The organism is Pseudomonas sp. ESBL9 (assembly GCF_036668715.1).
GTDB lineage: Bacteria > Pseudomonadota > Gammaproteobacteria > Pseudomonadales > Pseudomonadaceae > Aquipseudomonas > Aquipseudomonas lundensis.
Window position 1 is genome coordinate 67,392 of record NZ_JAZEVV010000003.1, and the last position, 16,709, is coordinate 84,100.

Here is a 16,709-nt window from a genome sequence, read left to right on the forward strand (position 1 = left end):
GAAAAATCAGGCTCCCCGACGTACCGCTGTCGGCTTGGCCCTTGAACCCGAAAGTTCAAGGTGGAAGTTGCAGTAGACCTTAAGGCTTTCCGTCTAGCGGACATGCACACCGGTCCAACGTGCAAGCTCCAGGGTAGTGCGAATCGGCTCAGGGACATCGCTAACTGGCGAATACTCCAGGGAGTGGCGCGAGTATACCCCAAAGAAACCTTTTGAATCAGCTTTGACGTTCGTTCGGATCAGTGGCAAGCACCAGATCCACGCGTTCCAGCAGGTCTCGCACTTGTTCGCGGGTGGAGCTGCTGGTCTGAACTTCGGCGACCTCCTGCTTGTGCAGCAGATCGTGAGTGATATTGAGCGCGGCCATGACGGCGATGCGGTCGGCGCCAATGACTTTGCCGCTGCTGCGGATTTCGCGCATTTTGCCGTCCAGGTAACGGGCGGCGCTCACCAGGTTGGTCCGTTCTTCCTGGGGGCACATGATCGAATATTCTTTATCGAGGATATGCACGGTGACGCTATTGCTTGAACTCATGAGTCTTGCTCCAGGGCTTTGAGGCGCGAAATCATCGATTCCACCTTGTGTCGGGCGATTTCGTTTTTTTCAATGAGGTGCGCGCGTTCCTCGCGCCAAGTCTTTTCCTGAGCTAGTAAGAGTCCGTTTTGACTTTTAAGTTGCTCGACCCGGCTAATCAAGCGTTCGAGTCTAGCCATCAGTTCATGCAGGTCGGTGTCTTCCATTGTGTCCTACTGTGTATTTTCTGATGGAGGGTGACGATCAGGGCAGTTGACGCCTCGATGGTCTGGCTCGTCTGCCGATGCTAGGATACAAGGCCTCCATTCTAGACATAGCGCCGCTTGGCGCCTAGCTGACCATGCCTATTCAGAACTCCCCGTACCAAGCCTTTGCCGCCCTGCTGAGCACCAGCGGCATTAACGTATCGCCTGCCGAGTTGCACGGCCTGTTGCTGGGTCGCAGTGCGGCCGGTGCCGGCTTTGAACCTGACAACTGGCTGGCCGATGCCACAGAGCTGTTCCAGAGCGAAAATGAAATCAGTGACAACGTACGCAATGCCTTGATCGGTTTGCAAGAGATGGTCAAGGGCGAACTGACCAGTGACGACATGACCGTCGTGCTGTTGCTGCCAACAGACGACGCGCCACTGCCTGATCGCGCCACTGCACTGGGTGAGTGGTGCCAGGGTTTTCTGGCCGGTTTCGGCCTTAACTACCGTGATAACGCGTTGAGCATCGAAGGCAAGGAAGTGCTGCAAGACCTGGCGGCCATCGCACAGGTGCAGGACGCGCTGGAAGAATCTGAAGACGGTGAAAGCGACTACATGGAAGTGATGGAATACTTGCGCGTTGCGCCGCTGTTGCTGTTCACCGAAACAAAAAAGCCTGAAGCGTCAGCGGCCGCCAAGCCTTCGTTGCACTGATCGATCACCAAGAGGAAACCCGTCTGCCCATGATCCATATCCCGAAATCGGAATACGCACGCCGCCGCAAGGCGCTCATGGCGCAGATGGAATCCAACAGTATCGCGATATTGCCCGCGGCCCCCGTGGCGATCCGCAACCGTGACGTCGAGCACGTCTACCGCCAGGAAAGTAACTTCCAGTATTTGAGCGGTTTCCCCGAGCCTGAAGCGGTGATCGTGTTGATCCCCGGCCGGGCTCATGGCGAATTCGTGCTGTTTTGCCGCGAACGCAACCCTGAGCGCGAGCTGTGGGACGGTTTGCGGGCCGGGCAGGAAGGCGCCATGCGCGATTTCGGTGCGCACGATGCATTCCCCATTACCGACATCGACGACATCCTGCCGGGGCTGATTGAAGGCCGCGACCGGGTGTACTCAGCGATGGGCAGCAACCCGCAATTCGATCGCCATTTGATGGAGTGGATCAACACCATCCGCTCCAAGGCCAGCCTCGGCGCTCAGCCGCCCAACGAGTTTGTTGCCCTGGATCATCTGCTGCATGACATGCGCCTGTATAAATCGGCGGCAGAAATCAAAGTCATGCGCCACGCGGCGCAGATTTCGGCCCGTGCTCATATCCGTGCCATGCAAGTCAGCCGTCCGGGCTTGCATGAATACAGTCTGGAAGCCGAGCTGGATTATGAATTCCGTAAAAGCGGGGCAAAAATGCCAGCGTATGGCTCGATTGTCGCTTCGGGTGACAACAGCTGCATCCTTCACTACCAAGAGAACGACGCCCTGCTCAAGGACGGCGATCTGGTGCTGATCGATGCGGGTTGCGAGATCGACTGTTATGCCAGCGATATCAGCCGCACCTTTCCGGTCAACGGGATCTTTTCGCCCGAGCAAAAAGCAATTTATGACCTGGTGCTGGCGTCGCAAGAAGCCGCGTTCGCTGAAATCGCGCCGAACAAACACTGGAATCAGGCCCACGAGGCGACTGTTCACGTGATAACGGCGGGGCTGGTGGCGCTGGGGTTATTGCAGGGCGAAGTCGACGAGCTGATCGCCAGCCAAGCCTATAAAGCGTTCTACATGCACCGCGCCGGTCATTGGCTGGGGCTGGATGTGCATGACGTGGGTGAGTACAAGGTCGGGGGTGAGTGGCGCGTGCTGGAAGTCGGCATGACCCTCACCGTTGAGCCCGGCATCTACATCAGCCCTAACAATCAAACCGTCGCCAAAAAATGGCGCGGCATCGGTGTGCGGATCGAGGATGACGTAGTGGTCACCAAAAACGGTTGTGAGATTTTGACCGGCGATGTGCCGAAAACGGTGGCCGATATCGAGGCCTTGATGGCTGCGGCCAAGGTGAACGCAGCATGAGTCGGGTCAATCTGGCCATCATTGGCGGCGGGCTGGTGGGTGCGAGCCTTGCGCTGGCGTTGCAGGCTGGCGCCAAGGCGCGGGGCTGGAAAATCGTCCTGATCGAACCCTTCGCTCCCGGCAATAGCTACCAGCCCAGCTACGACGCGCGTTCTTCGGCCTTGAGCTATGGCGCCCGGCAGATCTATGAGCGACTGGGGCTGTGGCAGTCCATCGCCACCCGCGCCGAACCGATCAAGGACATTCACGTGTCCGACCGCGGGCGTTTTTCGACCGCACGCTTGTCCGCCATTGAAGAAGGCGTGCCAGCGCTGGGGTACGTGGTCGAAAACGCCTGGCTGGGCCAGTGCCTGTGGAAAAACCTGGACCCTGACGTCATTACCTGGCGCTGCCCCGCTGAAGTTATCCACCTGCAGCCGCTTGAAGACGGCTATCGCCTGACCCTCAACGATGAAACCACGCTTGACTGCGACCTCGCCGTGCTGGCCGATGGCGGGCGTTCGGGCTTGCGCGAGCAGTTGGGGATTCATGTCAGCAAGCGTCCTTATGACCAAAGTGCGCTGATCGCCAACATCACCCCGAGTGAAGCCCACGGCGGGATGGCCTTTGAGCGTTTCACCGACGAAGGCCCGATGGCCTTGCTGCCGCTGCCGGAAAACCGTTGCGCGTTGGTGTGGACCCGCTTGGGGATGGACGCCGAGCGTTTGGCCGCGCTGGATGAGCGCAGCTTCCTCAGTGAATTGCAGGGCGTGTTCGGCTATCGCCTGGGCACCCTCAAGCAAGTCGGGGCGCGGCATTTGTATCCGCTGACGCTGATCGAGGCGCAAGAGCAAGTACGCCCGCACCTGACTGTGTTGGGGAATGCCGCCCACAGCCTGCATCCCATTGCCGGTCAGGGTTTTAACCTGTCGCTGCGCGATGCCCAGGCTTTGGCCGACGCGTTGTTGGCGAGCGACAAACACCCCGGCGATCTGGCCACGTTGTTGAGTTATCAACAGCGGCAAAAACTCGACCAGCAATTGACCATTGGTTTTTCAGACCAGGTGACGCGGTTGTTTGGTAGCGATCAGACGCTGGTGTCGTTCGGCCGCAACCTGGGCTTGCTGGGGCTTGATCTGCTGCCTCCAGCCAAACGCTGGTTTGCCCGTCAGGCCATGGGCCTGGGCACCCGCGCAGACAGTTGATGATGGCCGGGGGCGTTCGCGCCCCTTGTCGATCCTTTTTTCACGTGCGGCGCTTGCCGCTCACGACACAGGCTTAAAGCATGGAAATGCGCGCAGATCTGCTGATTGTTGGGGCCGGAATGGTCGGAAGTGCCTTGGCGCTGGCGCTCAAGGACAGCGGCTTGAAAATCCTGCTGCTCGATGGCGGCCCGCTGAGCGTCAAACCGTTCAGTACCGACGACGTCTTCGAGCCTCGGGTCAGCGCCTTGTCGGCCGCCAGCCAGCGCATCCTGCAACGCCTGGGTGCGTGGGACGGTATCGTCCGGCGCCGCGTCAGCCCCTATTCGCACATGCACGTGTGGGACGGCAGCGGGACAGGCCAGATCCATTTCTCGGCGGCCAGCGTGCACGCCGACGTGCTGGGTCATATCGTAGAAAACCGTGTGGTGCAGGATGCGCTGCTGGAGTGTTTGCAGGGCAGCGACATCGAATTGCTGGCCAATGCGCGGCTGGAACAGATGCGCCGCTCAGGGGACGAGTGGCTGCTGACGCTGGCGGACGGTCGCACCTTGCGCGCGCCGCTGGTGATCGCAGCCGATGGTGCCCACTCGGCGGTGCGCCGCCTCACGGGCTGTGAGACCCGCGAATGGGACTACATGCATCACGCCATTGTCACCAGCGTTCACTGCGCCCAGCCGCATCAGCAAACCGCCTGGCAGCGATTCACTGACCACGGGCCCTTGGCATTTTTGCCTTTGGAGCGCGATGGCCAGCAGGACTGGTGCTCGATTGTCTGGTCCACCACGCCTGAAGAAGCCCAACGTTTGATGGCGCTGGATGACGACGGTTTCTGCCGTGAGCTTGAGCGGGCGTTCGAAGGGCGCCTCGGGCCGGTACTGAGCGCAGACCCGAGGGTCTGTGTGCCTTTGCGCCAACGTCACGCCAAACGCTATGTCGCCGAAGGGTTGGCACTGATCGGTGATGCCGCCCACACCATCCACCCGTTGGCCGGGCAGGGCGTCAACCTCGGTTTCCTTGATGCGGCGGTGTTGGCCCACGTGTTGTTGCACGCGGTTGACCGCGGCGAACGTCTGGCCGACATCAAAGTACTAAGCCGTTTCGAGCGTCGTCGTATGCCGCACAACCTGGCGTTGATGGCGGCGATGGAAGGCTTTCAGCGACTGTTTCAGGCGGATTCGCTCACCGCGCGCTTGCTGCGCAACAGCGGCCTGAAGTGGGTCAACCAAATGCCCGAGGCCAAAGCGGTGTTCGTGCGTCAGGCGCTGGGGTTGACCGGGGATCTGCCGCCGCTGGCCAAGCCCTGATCGGAGCCTGTCCCGGTCTTTGCAACATCTGGTAACGCCTCGGGGGCGAGTTAGGTTGAGCTGGCAAATGTGATTCACTACCATTTACGCCCGATTCGCATCTAGAGAGACCGCCCCCCATGTTGGCACCCAAGCGTCTACTGACTGCCCTGGCCCTGAGCGTTTTTGCGAGCAGCGTCTACGCTGCCGACGAAGTGGTGGTGTATTCCTCGCGCATCGACGAACTGATCAAGCCGGTATTTGACGCCTACACCGCGAAAACCGGGGTCAAGGTCAAGTTCATCACGGACAAGGAAGCGCCGCTGATGCAGCGCATCAAGGCAGAGGGCCAAAATGCGACTGCCGACCTGTTGTTGACCGTGGACGCGGGCAACCTGTGGCAAGCCGAGCAAATGGGCATCCTGCAGCCGTTCACGTCCGAAGTGATCGATAAAAACATCCCGCCGCAATACCGCTCTTCTTCCCACGCATGGACGGGCCTGAGCTTGCGTGCGCGGACCATCGCCTACTCCACGGACCGGGTCAAACCTGAAGAGCTGTCCACCTACGAAGCGCTGGCCAATAAAGAGTGGGAAGGCCGCCTGTGCCTGCGCACCGCCAAAAAGGTGTACAACCAGTCGCTGACCGCCACCATGATCGAAGTGAACGGTGCCGACAAAACCGAAGAGATCCTCAAAGGCTGGGTGAACAACCTGTCCACTGATGTGTTCTCGGATGACATCGCGGTGCTGGAGGCAATCAACGCCGGTCAGTGCGACGTGGGCATCGTCAATACCTACTACTACGGCCGCCTGCACAAGCAGAAGCCCGACCTGGCCGTGAAGTTGTTTTGGCCCAATCAGGCTGATCGCGGTGTACACGTCAACCTGTCGGGTATTGGTTTGACCCAATACGCTCCGCACCCGCAAGCCGCCAAGGCGCTGGTCGAGTGGATGACCACGCCGCAGGCGCAGTCGATCTTTGCAGGCACCAATCAGGAGTTCCCGGCTAACCCGAGCGTTCCGCCTTCTGCCGAAGTGGCCAGTTGGGGTGAGTTCAAGGCAGACGCCTTGCCAGTCGAAGTGGCTGGTAAACGCCAGGCTGAAGCCATCCGCATGATGGACCGCGCGGGCTGGAATTAAACCCGGTCTAAAGCCAACCCTCACCCTCGCGCAGAGGGCGCTGACGGGCGGTCTGTTCGAAGGCGCGCGGTCTCTATTCGGGCCGCGCGCAGCCTTCCCCCTCCACATCGTGTAACAACGCAACATACAATCGCTGGTCCTTCCCTCCTTCCGAGAGTCTTTTGTGGCACATCCCGCCCAACGTCGCTGGTATCCGCTGGTTTTTAGCATCGCTGCCCTGGTGCTTTTGCCCCTGAGCGTTTTGCTGTTGTCCTGGCAAAGTGTGGACAGCCAGATCTGGAACCACCTGTGGGACACACAAATGCCGCGTCTGCTGGGCAACACGCTGACGCTGATCATCGGGGTCGGGATCGGCGTCACCCTGCTGGGCGTCAGCCTTGCGTGGTTGACCAGCTTGTGCGAATTCCCGGGCAGACGCTGGCTCGACTGGGCGCTGATGTTGCCGTTCGCGATCCCGGCCTACGTGCTGGCGTTTGTGTTCGTCGGCTTGCTGGACTTCGCCGGACCGGTTCAAACGCTGCTGCGCGAATGGTTCGGCACGGGGCTGCGTTTGCCTCGCGTGCGCTCCACCGGTGGCGTGATCATCGTGCTGATTCTGGTGTTCTACCCGTATGTCTATTTGCTGGCGCGCACTGCATTTTTGGCGCAGGGCAAAGGGTTGATGGAGGCGGCGCGGGTGCTGGGGCAAAGCCCGTGGCAGGCGTTCTGGCGCGTGGCCTTACCCATGGCGCGCCCGGCCATCGGCGCCGGGGTGGCGTTGGCGCTGATGGAGACGCTGGCTGATTTCGGGGCCGTGTCGGTGTTCAATTTCGACACGTTCACCACGGCGATCTACAAAACCTGGTACGGCTTTTTCAGTCTCTCAACCGCCGCGCAACTGGCCAGCCTGCTGTTACTGGTGGTGATGATCGTGCTCTATGGCGAACGCCGCGCCCGGGGCGCCAGCCGTGCCAGTAACGAGCGTCCGCGCGGTAAGGCCCTCTATCACCTCACCGGGCCTAAAGCCTGGTTGGCCAGCGGGTGGTGCGCGCTGGTGTTTGCGTGTGCGTTTGTGATCCCGATGCTGCAACTGGTGGTGTGGTTTTGGCAACGTGGGCGCTTTGACCTCGATGAGCGTTACACGGGCCTGATATTGCACACCTTGTACTTGGGCGGCATGGCGGCGCTTATCACGGTCTGTGTGGCTCTGGTGCTGGCGTTTGCCCGGCGTCAGGCGCCGACACCGACCATCCGTGCCGGGGTGAGCCTGGCTAACCTGGGCTACGCGCTACCCGGTTCGGTATTGGCGGTGTCGATCATGTTGGCCTTCAGTTATCTGGATCGCGAACTGGTCATTCCGGTTTCCGGCTGGCTGGGCGGCGCGGGCAAGCCCTTGCTGCTGGGCAGCCTTTCAGCCTTGTTACTGGCGTATCTGGTGCGCTTTATCGCCGTCGCTTATGGCCCGCTCGAAAACAGCCTGGCGCGCATTCGTCCGTCGTTGCCCGAAGCTGCACGCAGCTTGGGCGTGAGTGGCCCGCGACTGTTTTTCAAAGTGTATCTGCCGTTGTTGTTGCCGGGGACATTGAGTGCGGCGCTGCTGGTGTTTGTCGACGTGCTCAAGGAAATGCCCGCAACCCTTCTAATGCGGCCCTTCGGCTGGGACACACTGGCCGTGCGCATCTTCGAAATGACCAGTGAAGGCGAATGGGCCCGTGCTTCACTGCCCGCCCTGACGCTGGTACTGGTGGGACTGTTGCCGGTCATCGGGTTGATTCGCCGCTCGGCCCATCGAATCGGCTAGGTGTCAGTGCTCCGGCATGCGGCTACAATGCGCGGCATTCGGTGCGGTCTGTCAATCAGGCCAGGTTCCCTGCGCAGTGTAAGAAAGCTAACTTAACTAGCTTGAAACACTTTGCACGCCTGTCCGCACCTTCGCCAATCCCGGAAGGAGGAACCCATGGGACAGCGTACGCCTTTGTATGACCTGCATCTCGCCCTCGGCGCGAAGATGGTCGATTTTGGCGGTTGGGACATGCCTTTGCATTACGGCTCGCAGGTGGAGGAACACCACGAAGTGCGTCGGGACTGTGGAGTGTTTGATGTCTCGCACATGACCGTGATTGACGTCGGCGGCGTGCAGGCCAAGGAATGGCTTCAGCATTTATTGGCCAACGATGTCGAGCGTCTTCACACCCCTGGCCGTGCGCTCTACAGCGCCATGCTCAATGAAAAGGGTGGCGTGGTCGACGACATGATCGTTTACCTCAGGGCCGACGGTTACCGCTTAGTGGTCAACGCAGCGACCCGCGATCAGGACCTGGCGTGGATGACGGCCCAGTCCCGCGGTTTTGACGTGCAGTTGCAGGAACGCCCGGAGCTGGCGCTGCTGGCGATTCAAGGCCCACAGGCCCGGCATAAGGTCGCTGAACTGGTGAGCCAGGCCCGCAGCGATGTGATTCACCAGCTCAAACCCTTCGAAGGACTGGACGCAGGGGACTGGTTCATTGCCCGCACCGGTTATACCGGCGAAGACGGGCTGGAAATAGTGCTCCCCGCCGATCAGGCGCCAGCGTTCTTCAACGATCTGGTCGGTGCAGGTATCTCTCCAATCGGCCTCGGTGCGCGTGACACGTTGCGCCTGGAGGCGGGTCTTAACCTCTATGGTCAAGACATTCACCTGTCGGTCTCGCCCCTTTGCGCCAACATGGAATGGACCATCGCCTGGGAACCGGCTTCGCGCCTGTTCATCGGACGCGAAGCGCTGGAAGCCGAAAAAGCAGGGGGCGTGCCGCTGAAACTGGTGGGTTTGGTGCTCGAAGAGCGAGGCGTCCTACGGGCTCATCAGGTTGTTCGTATTGCTGGTGTTGGCGAAGGAGAGATAACCAGTGGTAGTTTCTCTCCTACGCTAAGCAAATCGATTGCCTTGGCCCGCGTTCCGATCGCCACGGGTGACCGTGCTGAAGTCGAAATTCGCGGCAAGTGGTACCCGGTTCGCGTGGTCAAACCCACGTTTGTACGTCTAGGCAAAGCCTTGATCTAACGTTTACCGGCAGGCTTGCGCTGTGTGCAAGCGGCTGACATTTCTTATTGAGGACACTGAATATGAGCAATATCCCCGCTGAGCTGCGCTTTGCCGAAAGTCACGAGTGGGCCCGTCTGGAAGCGGACGGCACTGTCACTGTGGGTATCAGTGATCACGCTCAGGAAGCGTTGGGGGATGTGGTGTTCGTTGAGTTGGCCGAAGTGGGCAAAGTGTTTGCCGCAGGCGACACTGCAGGCGTCGTGGAGTCGGTAAAAGCCGCCTCGGACATCTATGCGCCAGTGTCCGGTGAAGTGATCGCGGTCAATGAGACGCTGGCCGACAGCCCTGAAAGCCTGAACAGCGATCCTTACGCGAGCTGGATCTTCAAACTCAAGCCAAGCAACACCGCTGAGCTGGACAAACTGCTGGATGCCGCTGGCTACAAAGCCGCCATTGGCGAGTAAGCCACGGCGGGGCGGTCGCTGCCGGCAGACCTCTCTACCGGCAGCGAAATCGGTTACGCGTTCTGCAACACGGCCTTGACGGCTTTAACCGACCGCTCCACATCGGCTTTGGTCATCGCCGTGAACATCGGCAATGACACAATCAGCCGCCCTACGCGTTCTGCGACGGGGAACATCCCTTCTTTGAAACCTTGCGCGCGATACAGGCTCAGCAAGTGAATGGGCGGGTAGTGATAGCCCACGCCCACGCCCAATGCCTGCATATCTTTCATGAACGTAGCCCGTGCCGGTTGGCCGTCCTTGCGCTCAGGCAGCACTAGCTGGAACAAGTGCCAATTGGTAGTGCTGAAATCAGCCACAGGCAATTGCGCGCCGTATTCGGCTTCAAAGCCAGGGCCGAAACACTCGAAATAATGCCTGGCCAATTCACGGCGGTGCGCGGTAATCGTCTCGATATGGGCGAACTGCCCGAGACCGATGGCAGCCGCAATGTCAGTCATGTTGAACTTGCCGCCCAGAACGTCGACATCCAGGCCATCGAATCCGGTACGGGTGACGCCTTGCAGGCGGTATTTCTCAGCCAGCCGCGCTTCTTCTTCGTTATTGAGCACCAAACACCCGCCCTCGGACGAGGTGATGTTCTTGTTGGCCTGGAAACTGAACGACACGAAATCCCCGCGTGCGCCGATGCGCTGCCCGTTCCAGCTCGCGCCTAGGGCCTGAGCGGCGTCTTCGACCACGCGCAGGTTATGTTTTTTGGCCAGAGCGTACAGGGCGTCCATGTCCACCGGCAGGCCGGAGAGGTAAACCGCAATGATGGCTTTGGTGCGTGGCGTAATCGCGGCTTCGGCTTTCTTCAGGTCAATATTGCGGGTGATCGGATCAATATCGGCAAACACCGGCGTAGCGCCGACCTCGAGAATCACATTGGCAGTCGCGACCCATGAGATCGGCGTCGTGATGACTTCGTCACCTGCACCGATCCCTGCGATGCGCAGGGCGATTTCCATGGTGCACGTGCCGGAGTTGAACGTGCGCACCGGGCGACCGCCCACGTACTCGGACAATTGCGCCTCGAATGCCTGAACCTTTGGCCCGCTGGTGATCCAGCCCGAGCGCAACACGTCGCCCACGGCAGCAATGGTGGCTTCATCGATGGTTGGTTTGGAAAACGGCAAGAAGGGCAGCGAGCTCATAAAGGCGTGACGTCCGATGTGAATGAGTAATGAGAGACCATAGAGCAATAGCACATGGCCCAAATCATACCCAGAGCATGGATCACATCAGGTGAAATTTCTGTATGAAGGCTGAATGAAGCGCGTTATGAAGGGGACTATCAACCAGCATGGAGCCGTTGAGGTCTGCGACAAGCAAGGTAAACACGTAGGTGAGCATGGCGCCCCCACGGGTGTATAAAACGGAAAATCGATCAAACAGCAGTCATACAGAAATGCTTATGTGCCTGAGTATCAGTGGTTTTATACCTGACCCTACTGACGATGATTTGATTAAGTGTTTAACGTGATATCAACCACTTTTTAACGATCAATTGTTTAAGCGCTCGGCCATAAAAGTCTTAACGCAATGGCAGAAGGTGGATGGCTATTAAGCAGTGAACAGGCCGCGCAGATTTTAAAAATCTTAGGTCAGGCCCTTCCAACAGGCTTGAAGTTATGCAGGGATGTTGAGGCATAGCGATCATATGGCAGTACATTCGGGGAATTTTCTTACAGTCTAACTATGTTGTCGGATTAACAGTGTTTGACGGTGTTGTGCATTATCCAACTCACTGACATCGAGGGATTAACAGGTAGGCGTTTAAGTGACGATGAGCACCTCTTTCATCTCACGTGTAATACGCCTTGAAAATCGGCTTTTGAAAGTTAAGGTCAGCGGTGCTGACTCATTCCCTCTGGATACTCACACCCAAACAACATTTCCGATGGCGTCGATGAGCACTCTATAAACACCCATCAGAGTTTGCCACTGAGGGTGTACCAAACGTCTGGCGGTGAAGAAGGGCAACGCTTCACCGCCAGACGAGTGAGCCGGCACGTCAGAGGCGACAGGCCGGTTTTATTCAGCGGTCGCGTTTTTTGCCAGAATCGCGTTGGCCAAGTCCATGTCACTCACTTTCAGGTTCGGGTTCTGCGCGCGAACCTCCTGCATGGCCGACTCCAGGTATGGCCCACGGATCTCGCCGTTGCTGGCCACAAAACTGCCTGCGTCATCTTGTGCGGCGATGACCTTACGGTCTTTTTTGAACGTCAGGTAGGTGGAACCCGTGGTCGCACCGGACGACAGGACGTTGCGCCAGAAGCTGTCGGCCATCGCTGAGCCAACAGGAAGGGTCAACAAAGCGGCAGCGGCAACAGCATATTTGAGACGCATGATGGGAAACTCCGGATAAATGAACTACCAACTTTGATTCTAGTCAGTGTTAGAGAGTTCCGTAACCTTACGTCACAATTTCTACTGTGAGCACGACCCCATTCTGAGCGACCACCCGCACGGCCGTGCCCACCTCGGCGTCAGGCCCTTCGGCCATCCATACACTGTCGCCCGCTTTGATTTTCCCTCGTCCATCCACAATGGCTTGTTGAACGAGGAATGTGCGGCCGATGAGTTCATGCCCCCTGCGGTTGAGGAAAGGTTGATCGCTCAAGGCGGGCGAAGTGCGCTGGCGTTTCCACCAGTACACCGCCGTCAGGATGGCCAGTACGCCAAACAGCGGCAATTGCAGCGTCCAGGCCAGCTCGGGTATCAAAAACTTCAACCCGGCCACAAGAGCAGCGGCAAGCCCGGCCCACAGCAAATACCCGCCTGTACCGAACACCTCCAAGATCAGTAGCACTGCTGCCAGAGCCAGCCAGTTCCAGTGGTTGAGGTTTTGCAGGAGTTCCAACATGTCTTAGCCCTTCGTTTTATCGAATGAGGCTCTGACTATTTCGCCGATTCCACCCACTGCTCCGATCACTTGGCTGGCCTCCAGTGGCATGAGGATCACTTTGCTGTTGTCGGCAGACGCGATTTTGCCCAAGGCATCAACGTATTTTTGCGCCACAAAGTAATTGATAGCCTGCACGTTGCCGGTTGCAATGGCCTCGGAAACCACTTGGGTCGCGCGCGCTTCTGCTTCCGCCTGGCGTTCACGGGCTTCAGAGGCAAGAAATGCTGCCTGCCGACCGCCTTCGGCTTCGAGAATCTGGGCTTGTTTTTTACCTTCAGCCGTCAAAATCGCAGAGGCTCGCAAGCCTTCGGCTTCCAGGATTTGCGCCCTCTTGATGCGTTCGGCTTTCATTTGGCCTGACATGGCGGCCATCAAATCCGCAGGCGGGCTGATGTCTTTGATCTCGATTCGGGTGATTTTGATCCCCCATGGCGCTGTTGCTTCATCTACCGTGCGCAGCAGTTTTTCATTGATACCGTCACGCTGGCTGAGCATGGCATCCAGCTCCATTGAGCCAAGCACCGTGCGAATGTTGGTTTGTAGAAGGTTGCGAATGGCATGTTCGAGGTTGTTGACCTCATAGGCCGCCTGGGCGGTATTAACGACCTGGAAAAAACATACGGCATCTATCTGTACCGTAGCGTTGTCGGACGTAATGACCTCTTGTGGCGGGATATCCAGCACACTTTCCATAACATTGAGCTTGCGCCCGATGCTATCCATGACGGGAATAATGATGTTCAGGCCGGGTTTAAGCGTATTGGTGTAACGCCCGAAGCGCTCTACTGTCCACTCATAGCCTTGAGGCACAACTTTGAACCCCATAAAAAGCAAAGACAGCGCCAATACGACAAAGAGCAAAACAACATAGTTGAATTCCATAACCATTCCTTGTTTGAGGTGACTCGAGATAAATCCGGAAAAAATTGTATCCCTCGAACGCACGCCTTAATCGGTTAAATATTATTCAAAATAATTCAACTAAGCGGTAATGACGCGTAAGGCTTCATCCATGGAAGTAACGCCCGTCGTTACTTTGTGCGCCGCCGCCAGTCTTAATTGGCGCATGCCTTCTTCACAGGCCGCTCTGCGCAGGGCGTTGATATCGGTGTCATGGCTAATCAATGCTGTGAGCGTGTCAGTCATCAACATGATCTCGTAAATGCCAGCTCGGCCGTTGTAGCCAGTCTCCCGACAGTGATCACAGCCTGTGGCGGCAAAAACGCTGGAGGGCGCCGGGCTGCCGGGTGCGAAGTTGTGCCAGTCATCGGGTGACACGCGGTGTTCGCTTTTGCAGTCCGGGCATAAGATTCGTATCAATCGCTGGGCCATCACGCCCAGCAAGGTTGCTTTGATCAAATAGGGCGCCACCCCGAGTTCCTGTAAACGGTTAATGGCGCCGGGTGCATCGTTGGTGTGCAACGTCGACAACACCAAGTGCCCGGTCAGTGCGGCTTGAATCGCCATTTCAGCGGTTTCCAGGTCACGTATTTCACCGAGCATGATGATGTCCGGGTCTTGGCGCATGAGCGCACGCACCCCGTTGGCAAAGGTTAAATCTATGTTGGGCTGCACCTGTGTCTGGTTGAAGGCAGGCTCAATCATTTCAATTGGATCTTCCAGCGTGCACAAGTTGATCTGCGGTGAGGCCAATTGCTTGAGCGTTGCGTACAACGTGCTGGTTTTGCCCGATCCCGTTGGGCCTGTGATCAAAATAATGCCGTTGGGCTGACGGGTCATACGGTCCCAGCGCTGCATGTCTTCAACGCTGAAGCCGAGTTGGTCAAAACCCTTGAGTAAAACGTGGGGGTCGAAAATGCGCAGCACCATTTTTTCGCCAAAGGCGGTGGGCAGGGTGGCCAGACGCAGCTCCACCTCGGCCCCTGCCGGTGTTTTGGTTTTGATGCGGCCGTCTTGAGGTTTGCGTTTTTCAGCGACATTCATGCGGCCCAGGCTTTTCAGGCGGCTGACCACTGCGGTCGTGACCTGCGGCGGAAAGTGATAAACGCTGTGCAGCATGCCATCAATGCGCAAGCGCACGGCCCCTTGCTGGCGCCGGGGTTCGATATGGATATCGCTGGCCCGCTGTTCGAACGCGTGCTGAAACAACCAGTCAACGATATGGATGATATGGGCATCGTTGGCATCGGGTTCCTGATTGCCCGCGCCAAGGTTTATCAACTGCTCAAGGTTGGGCAAGTGGGTGTTTTTTTGATCCGTCAGTGCAGCCCCTGTGACGGATTTGGCCAAACGGAACAGTTCCGTTCCGAGTCGGGCAATCTCAAGGGGGTTGGCAAAAACCCGCTTGATGGGGCGATTGAGGGCCTGGCGCAAATCGGCCTCCCACCCCCTCACATTGGGTTGCGCACTGGCAACGGTGATCGCGTGTTGATCGGCTGCAATCGCAAGAATTTGATGACGCTGCGCGAACGCGCTGGACATGAGCCCCGTGACGCTGGCGGCATCGATTTTCAAGGGATCGAGGCGCACGTAGGGCTGCCCGCATTGTTGCGCAAGCCAAGCCGTGAGGTGCTCAAGCGTGAGGGTTTTGCCGGGGCGCGTCAGGTCGGGTAATTGCTGCGCCGCCAGAAACACCAGCGGGTGGACGGGGTCCAGGCTGGAGGTGCGATAACGCGTCAACACCTGATCGGCCAGTGGCTGGGCGATTAACCCTTGAGCAATAAGACCCGGCAGCAGCTGTTCAAGGTCAAGCGGGCGATCGGCGGCAGGATGGGCGTGCATGAAGACTCCTTGGCAATGCACAAGCGCAGACAGGTCCTTGTCTGGCCTTGAATACCCAAGCCTAGCCGCGCACCGGGCTGTGGCGACTGCCAATCAATACCAGCTATTGCGAGCGCTTTAGCAGGCGGGACGGGCTGCACGTCACCTGATGCATCACCAGTTCACAGACACTCACCAGGTTGCGCAGTTTTTCGCCGATCACCTGGGCGCGGTGCCAGCTTTGCTCATCGCTGACGATGTCTATGCGTAATACATCGTCTTCGCGCATGACCTCTACCTGCTGGGGAATCAACTGCTGCAAGGCAAACAGGTTCAGTGCGCGGCACAGCACATCGGCTTCAGCCTCCGCCACAATCTGATAACGCACTGTGCAGGGGGCAGTGTTTACGGCCCAGACATCGGCGCGTGTCGCGGTGGGTACGGCTTCAAGATGTGGCATGCAATGACTCCTGATTTCGGCTGGAGAAATATTCACATGCATTGTCGGAAATTATTTATCTATGATGATCGGAATTTGATCAATTAAGACTTGATCAATTCCTAATGAGCTAATAATCGGGAATATTTATGCAAGGTGAACTGGACGCTTACGACCGCAGGATTTTGGCCCTTCTGCAAGAAGACGCTTCACTGTCCAGCGCACAGATCGCAGAAAAAGTGGGCTTGTCGCAGTCCCCCTGCTGGCGCCGGATTCAGCGCATGAAAGAGGAAGGCATCATTCGGGGGCAGGTGACCTTGCTGGATCGCAAGAAGGTGGGCCTGAATACGCAGATCTTTGCTGAGGTAAAACTCAATGCCCACGGACGCTCCAACTTTACCCAATTCACGGATGCGATCCGAGGGTTCCCGCAGGTGCTGGAGTGCTACGTGCTGATGGGATCGGTGGATTTTTTGTTGCGGATCGTGACCTCGGACATCGAGGCTTATGAGCGTTTCTTCTTCGAGCAACTGTCGTTGGTGCCGGGCATTCAGGAAGTGAACTCGATTGTGGCGCTGTCTGAAATCAAATCGACCACGTGCCTGCCGGTGTAGCGCGCAAAAAAACGACCTTCACAAGGAAGGCCGTTGGTGTGCTGTCAGTGAACAAACAGCGCAATCAGGATGATGATCGGGATCGGGATACCGAGGAAAAACAGCAGT

18 protein-coding genes and 1 other RNA gene are annotated in these 16,709 nt (G+C 58.0%); 10 read left to right on the forward strand and 9 right to left on the reverse strand.

Annotation, left to right across the window (positions count from 1 at the left end):
* Positions 1 to 8 precede the first annotated feature (8 nt).
* The 3 genes from ssrS to V6F78_RS09985 all read right to left on the reverse strand — a co-directional run bounded on the left by ssrS (position 9) and on the right by V6F78_RS09985 (position 741).
* Positions 9 to 186: non-coding RNA, 6S RNA (ssrS, locus tag V6F78_RS09975), on the reverse strand.
* Positions 187 to 217: 31 nt separating this feature from the next.
* Positions 218 to 535, reverse strand: coding sequence for a cell division protein ZapA (locus V6F78_RS09980; protein WP_047279798.1), 318 nt, complete (start codon positions 533 to 535; stop codon positions 218 to 220).
* Positions 532 to 741 (reverse strand): TIGR02449 family protein, encoded by a 210-nt coding sequence (locus V6F78_RS09985; RefSeq protein WP_047272830.1) that lies wholly within the window; start codon positions 739 to 741, stop codon positions 532 to 534. The genes V6F78_RS09980 and V6F78_RS09985 overlap by 4 nt, the downstream gene beginning before the upstream one ends.
* A 134-nt stretch (positions 742 to 875) precedes the next feature.
* Between V6F78_RS09985 and V6F78_RS09990 the strand changes: the two genes are divergently transcribed.
* The 8 genes from V6F78_RS09990 to gcvH all read left to right on the forward strand — a co-directional run bounded on the left by V6F78_RS09990 (position 876) and on the right by gcvH (position 9,877).
* Positions 876 to 1,439, forward strand: coding sequence for a YecA/YgfB family protein (locus tag V6F78_RS09990; protein ID WP_047291779.1), 564 nt, complete (start codon positions 876 to 878; stop codon positions 1,437 to 1,439).
* Between the two features lie 29 nt (positions 1,440 to 1,468).
* Positions 1,469 to 2,803 carry a Xaa-Pro aminopeptidase gene (gene pepP, locus V6F78_RS09995; protein WP_332727100.1) on the forward strand — a complete coding sequence of 445 codons (1,335 nt, stop codon included), beginning with the start codon at positions 1,469 to 1,471 and terminating at the stop codon, positions 2,801 to 2,803.
* On the forward strand, positions 2,800 to 3,987 hold the full coding sequence (ubiH, locus tag V6F78_RS10000; protein ID WP_047272833.1) for a 2-octaprenyl-6-methoxyphenyl hydroxylase: 1,188 nt from the start codon (positions 2,800 to 2,802) through the stop codon (positions 3,985 to 3,987). Before pepP ends, ubiH begins: the two co-directional genes overlap by 4 nt.
* A gap of 86 nt (positions 3,988 to 4,073) precedes the next feature.
* Positions 4,074 to 5,291, forward strand: a complete 1,218-nt coding sequence (locus tag V6F78_RS10005) for a 2-octaprenyl-3-methyl-6-methoxy-1,4-benzoquinol hydroxylase (RefSeq protein WP_169835847.1) — start codon at positions 4,074 to 4,076, stop codon at positions 5,289 to 5,291.
* Between the two features lie 119 nt (positions 5,292 to 5,410).
* The gene (locus tag V6F78_RS10010; protein WP_047272835.1) at positions 5,411 to 6,412 is read left to right on the forward strand and encodes an extracellular solute-binding protein; all 1,002 of its coding nucleotides are present in this window, start codon (positions 5,411 to 5,413) and stop codon (positions 6,410 to 6,412) included.
* Between the two features lie 163 nt (positions 6,413 to 6,575).
* The gene (locus V6F78_RS10015; protein ID WP_047272836.1) at positions 6,576 to 8,192 is read left to right on the forward strand and encodes an ABC transporter permease; all 1,617 of its coding nucleotides are present in this window, start codon (positions 6,576 to 6,578) and stop codon (positions 8,190 to 8,192) included.
* A gap of 156 nt (positions 8,193 to 8,348) precedes the next feature.
* Positions 8,349 to 9,431, forward strand: coding sequence for a glycine cleavage system aminomethyltransferase GcvT (gene gcvT / locus V6F78_RS10020; protein WP_047279794.1), 1,083 nt, complete (start codon positions 8,349 to 8,351; stop codon positions 9,429 to 9,431).
* A 62-nt stretch (positions 9,432 to 9,493) separates the two neighbouring features.
* Positions 9,494 to 9,877 carry a glycine cleavage system protein GcvH gene (gcvH, locus tag V6F78_RS10025; protein ID WP_047291774.1) on the forward strand — a complete coding sequence of 128 codons (384 nt, stop codon included), beginning with the start codon at positions 9,494 to 9,496 and terminating at the stop codon, positions 9,875 to 9,877.
* Between the two features lie 53 nt (positions 9,878 to 9,930).
* On the opposite strand, the gene V6F78_RS10030 is transcribed toward gcvH, so the two are convergent.
* Positions 9,931 to 11,073 (reverse strand): DegT/DnrJ/EryC1/StrS family aminotransferase, encoded by a 1,143-nt coding sequence (locus tag V6F78_RS10030; RefSeq protein ID WP_047291772.1) that lies wholly within the window; start codon positions 11,071 to 11,073, stop codon positions 9,931 to 9,933.
* Positions 11,074 to 11,461: 388 nt separating this feature from the next.
* Here V6F78_RS10030 and V6F78_RS10035 point away from each other — a divergent pair, with 388 nt between their 5' ends.
* The gene (locus V6F78_RS10035) at positions 11,462 to 11,572 is read left to right on the forward strand and encodes a pyocin S6 family toxin immunity protein (protein WP_254658290.1); all 111 of its coding nucleotides are present in this window, start codon (positions 11,462 to 11,464) and stop codon (positions 11,570 to 11,572) included.
* Positions 11,573 to 11,953: 381 nt separating this feature from the next.
* Here V6F78_RS10035 and V6F78_RS10040 read toward each other — a convergent pair whose 3' ends face one another.
* From V6F78_RS10040 to V6F78_RS10060, 5 genes are all read right to left on the reverse strand, one after another.
* Positions 11,954 to 12,268, reverse strand: a complete 315-nt coding sequence (locus V6F78_RS10040; protein ID WP_047272840.1) for a DUF2388 domain-containing protein — start codon at positions 12,266 to 12,268, stop codon at positions 11,954 to 11,956.
* A gap of 67 nt (positions 12,269 to 12,335) precedes the next feature.
* Entirely contained in the window at positions 12,336 to 12,785 is a 450-nt protein-coding gene (locus V6F78_RS10045) for an NfeD family protein (RefSeq protein ID WP_169839197.1), read from the reverse strand.
* 3 nt (positions 12,786 to 12,788) lie between these two features.
* Positions 12,789 to 13,709 (reverse strand): SPFH domain-containing protein, encoded by a 921-nt coding sequence (locus V6F78_RS10050; RefSeq protein WP_314401090.1) that lies wholly within the window; start codon positions 13,707 to 13,709, stop codon positions 12,789 to 12,791.
* 99 nt (positions 13,710 to 13,808) lie between these two features.
* A complete protein-coding gene (locus tag V6F78_RS10055; RefSeq protein ID WP_047291771.1) occupies positions 13,809 to 15,569 on the reverse strand; it encodes a GspE/PulE family protein in 1,761 nt (586 codons plus the stop codon).
* 103 nt (positions 15,570 to 15,672) lie between these two features.
* Positions 15,673 to 16,008, reverse strand: a complete 336-nt coding sequence (locus V6F78_RS10060; RefSeq protein ID WP_047291769.1) for a hypothetical protein — start codon at positions 16,006 to 16,008, stop codon at positions 15,673 to 15,675.
* A gap of 128 nt (positions 16,009 to 16,136) precedes the next feature.
* Here V6F78_RS10060 and V6F78_RS10065 point away from each other — a divergent pair, with 128 nt between their 5' ends.
* Positions 16,137 to 16,601, forward strand: a complete 465-nt coding sequence (locus V6F78_RS10065) for an Lrp/AsnC family transcriptional regulator (RefSeq protein ID WP_169839196.1) — start codon at positions 16,137 to 16,139, stop codon at positions 16,599 to 16,601.
* Positions 16,602 to 16,709: the final 108 nt, after the last annotated feature.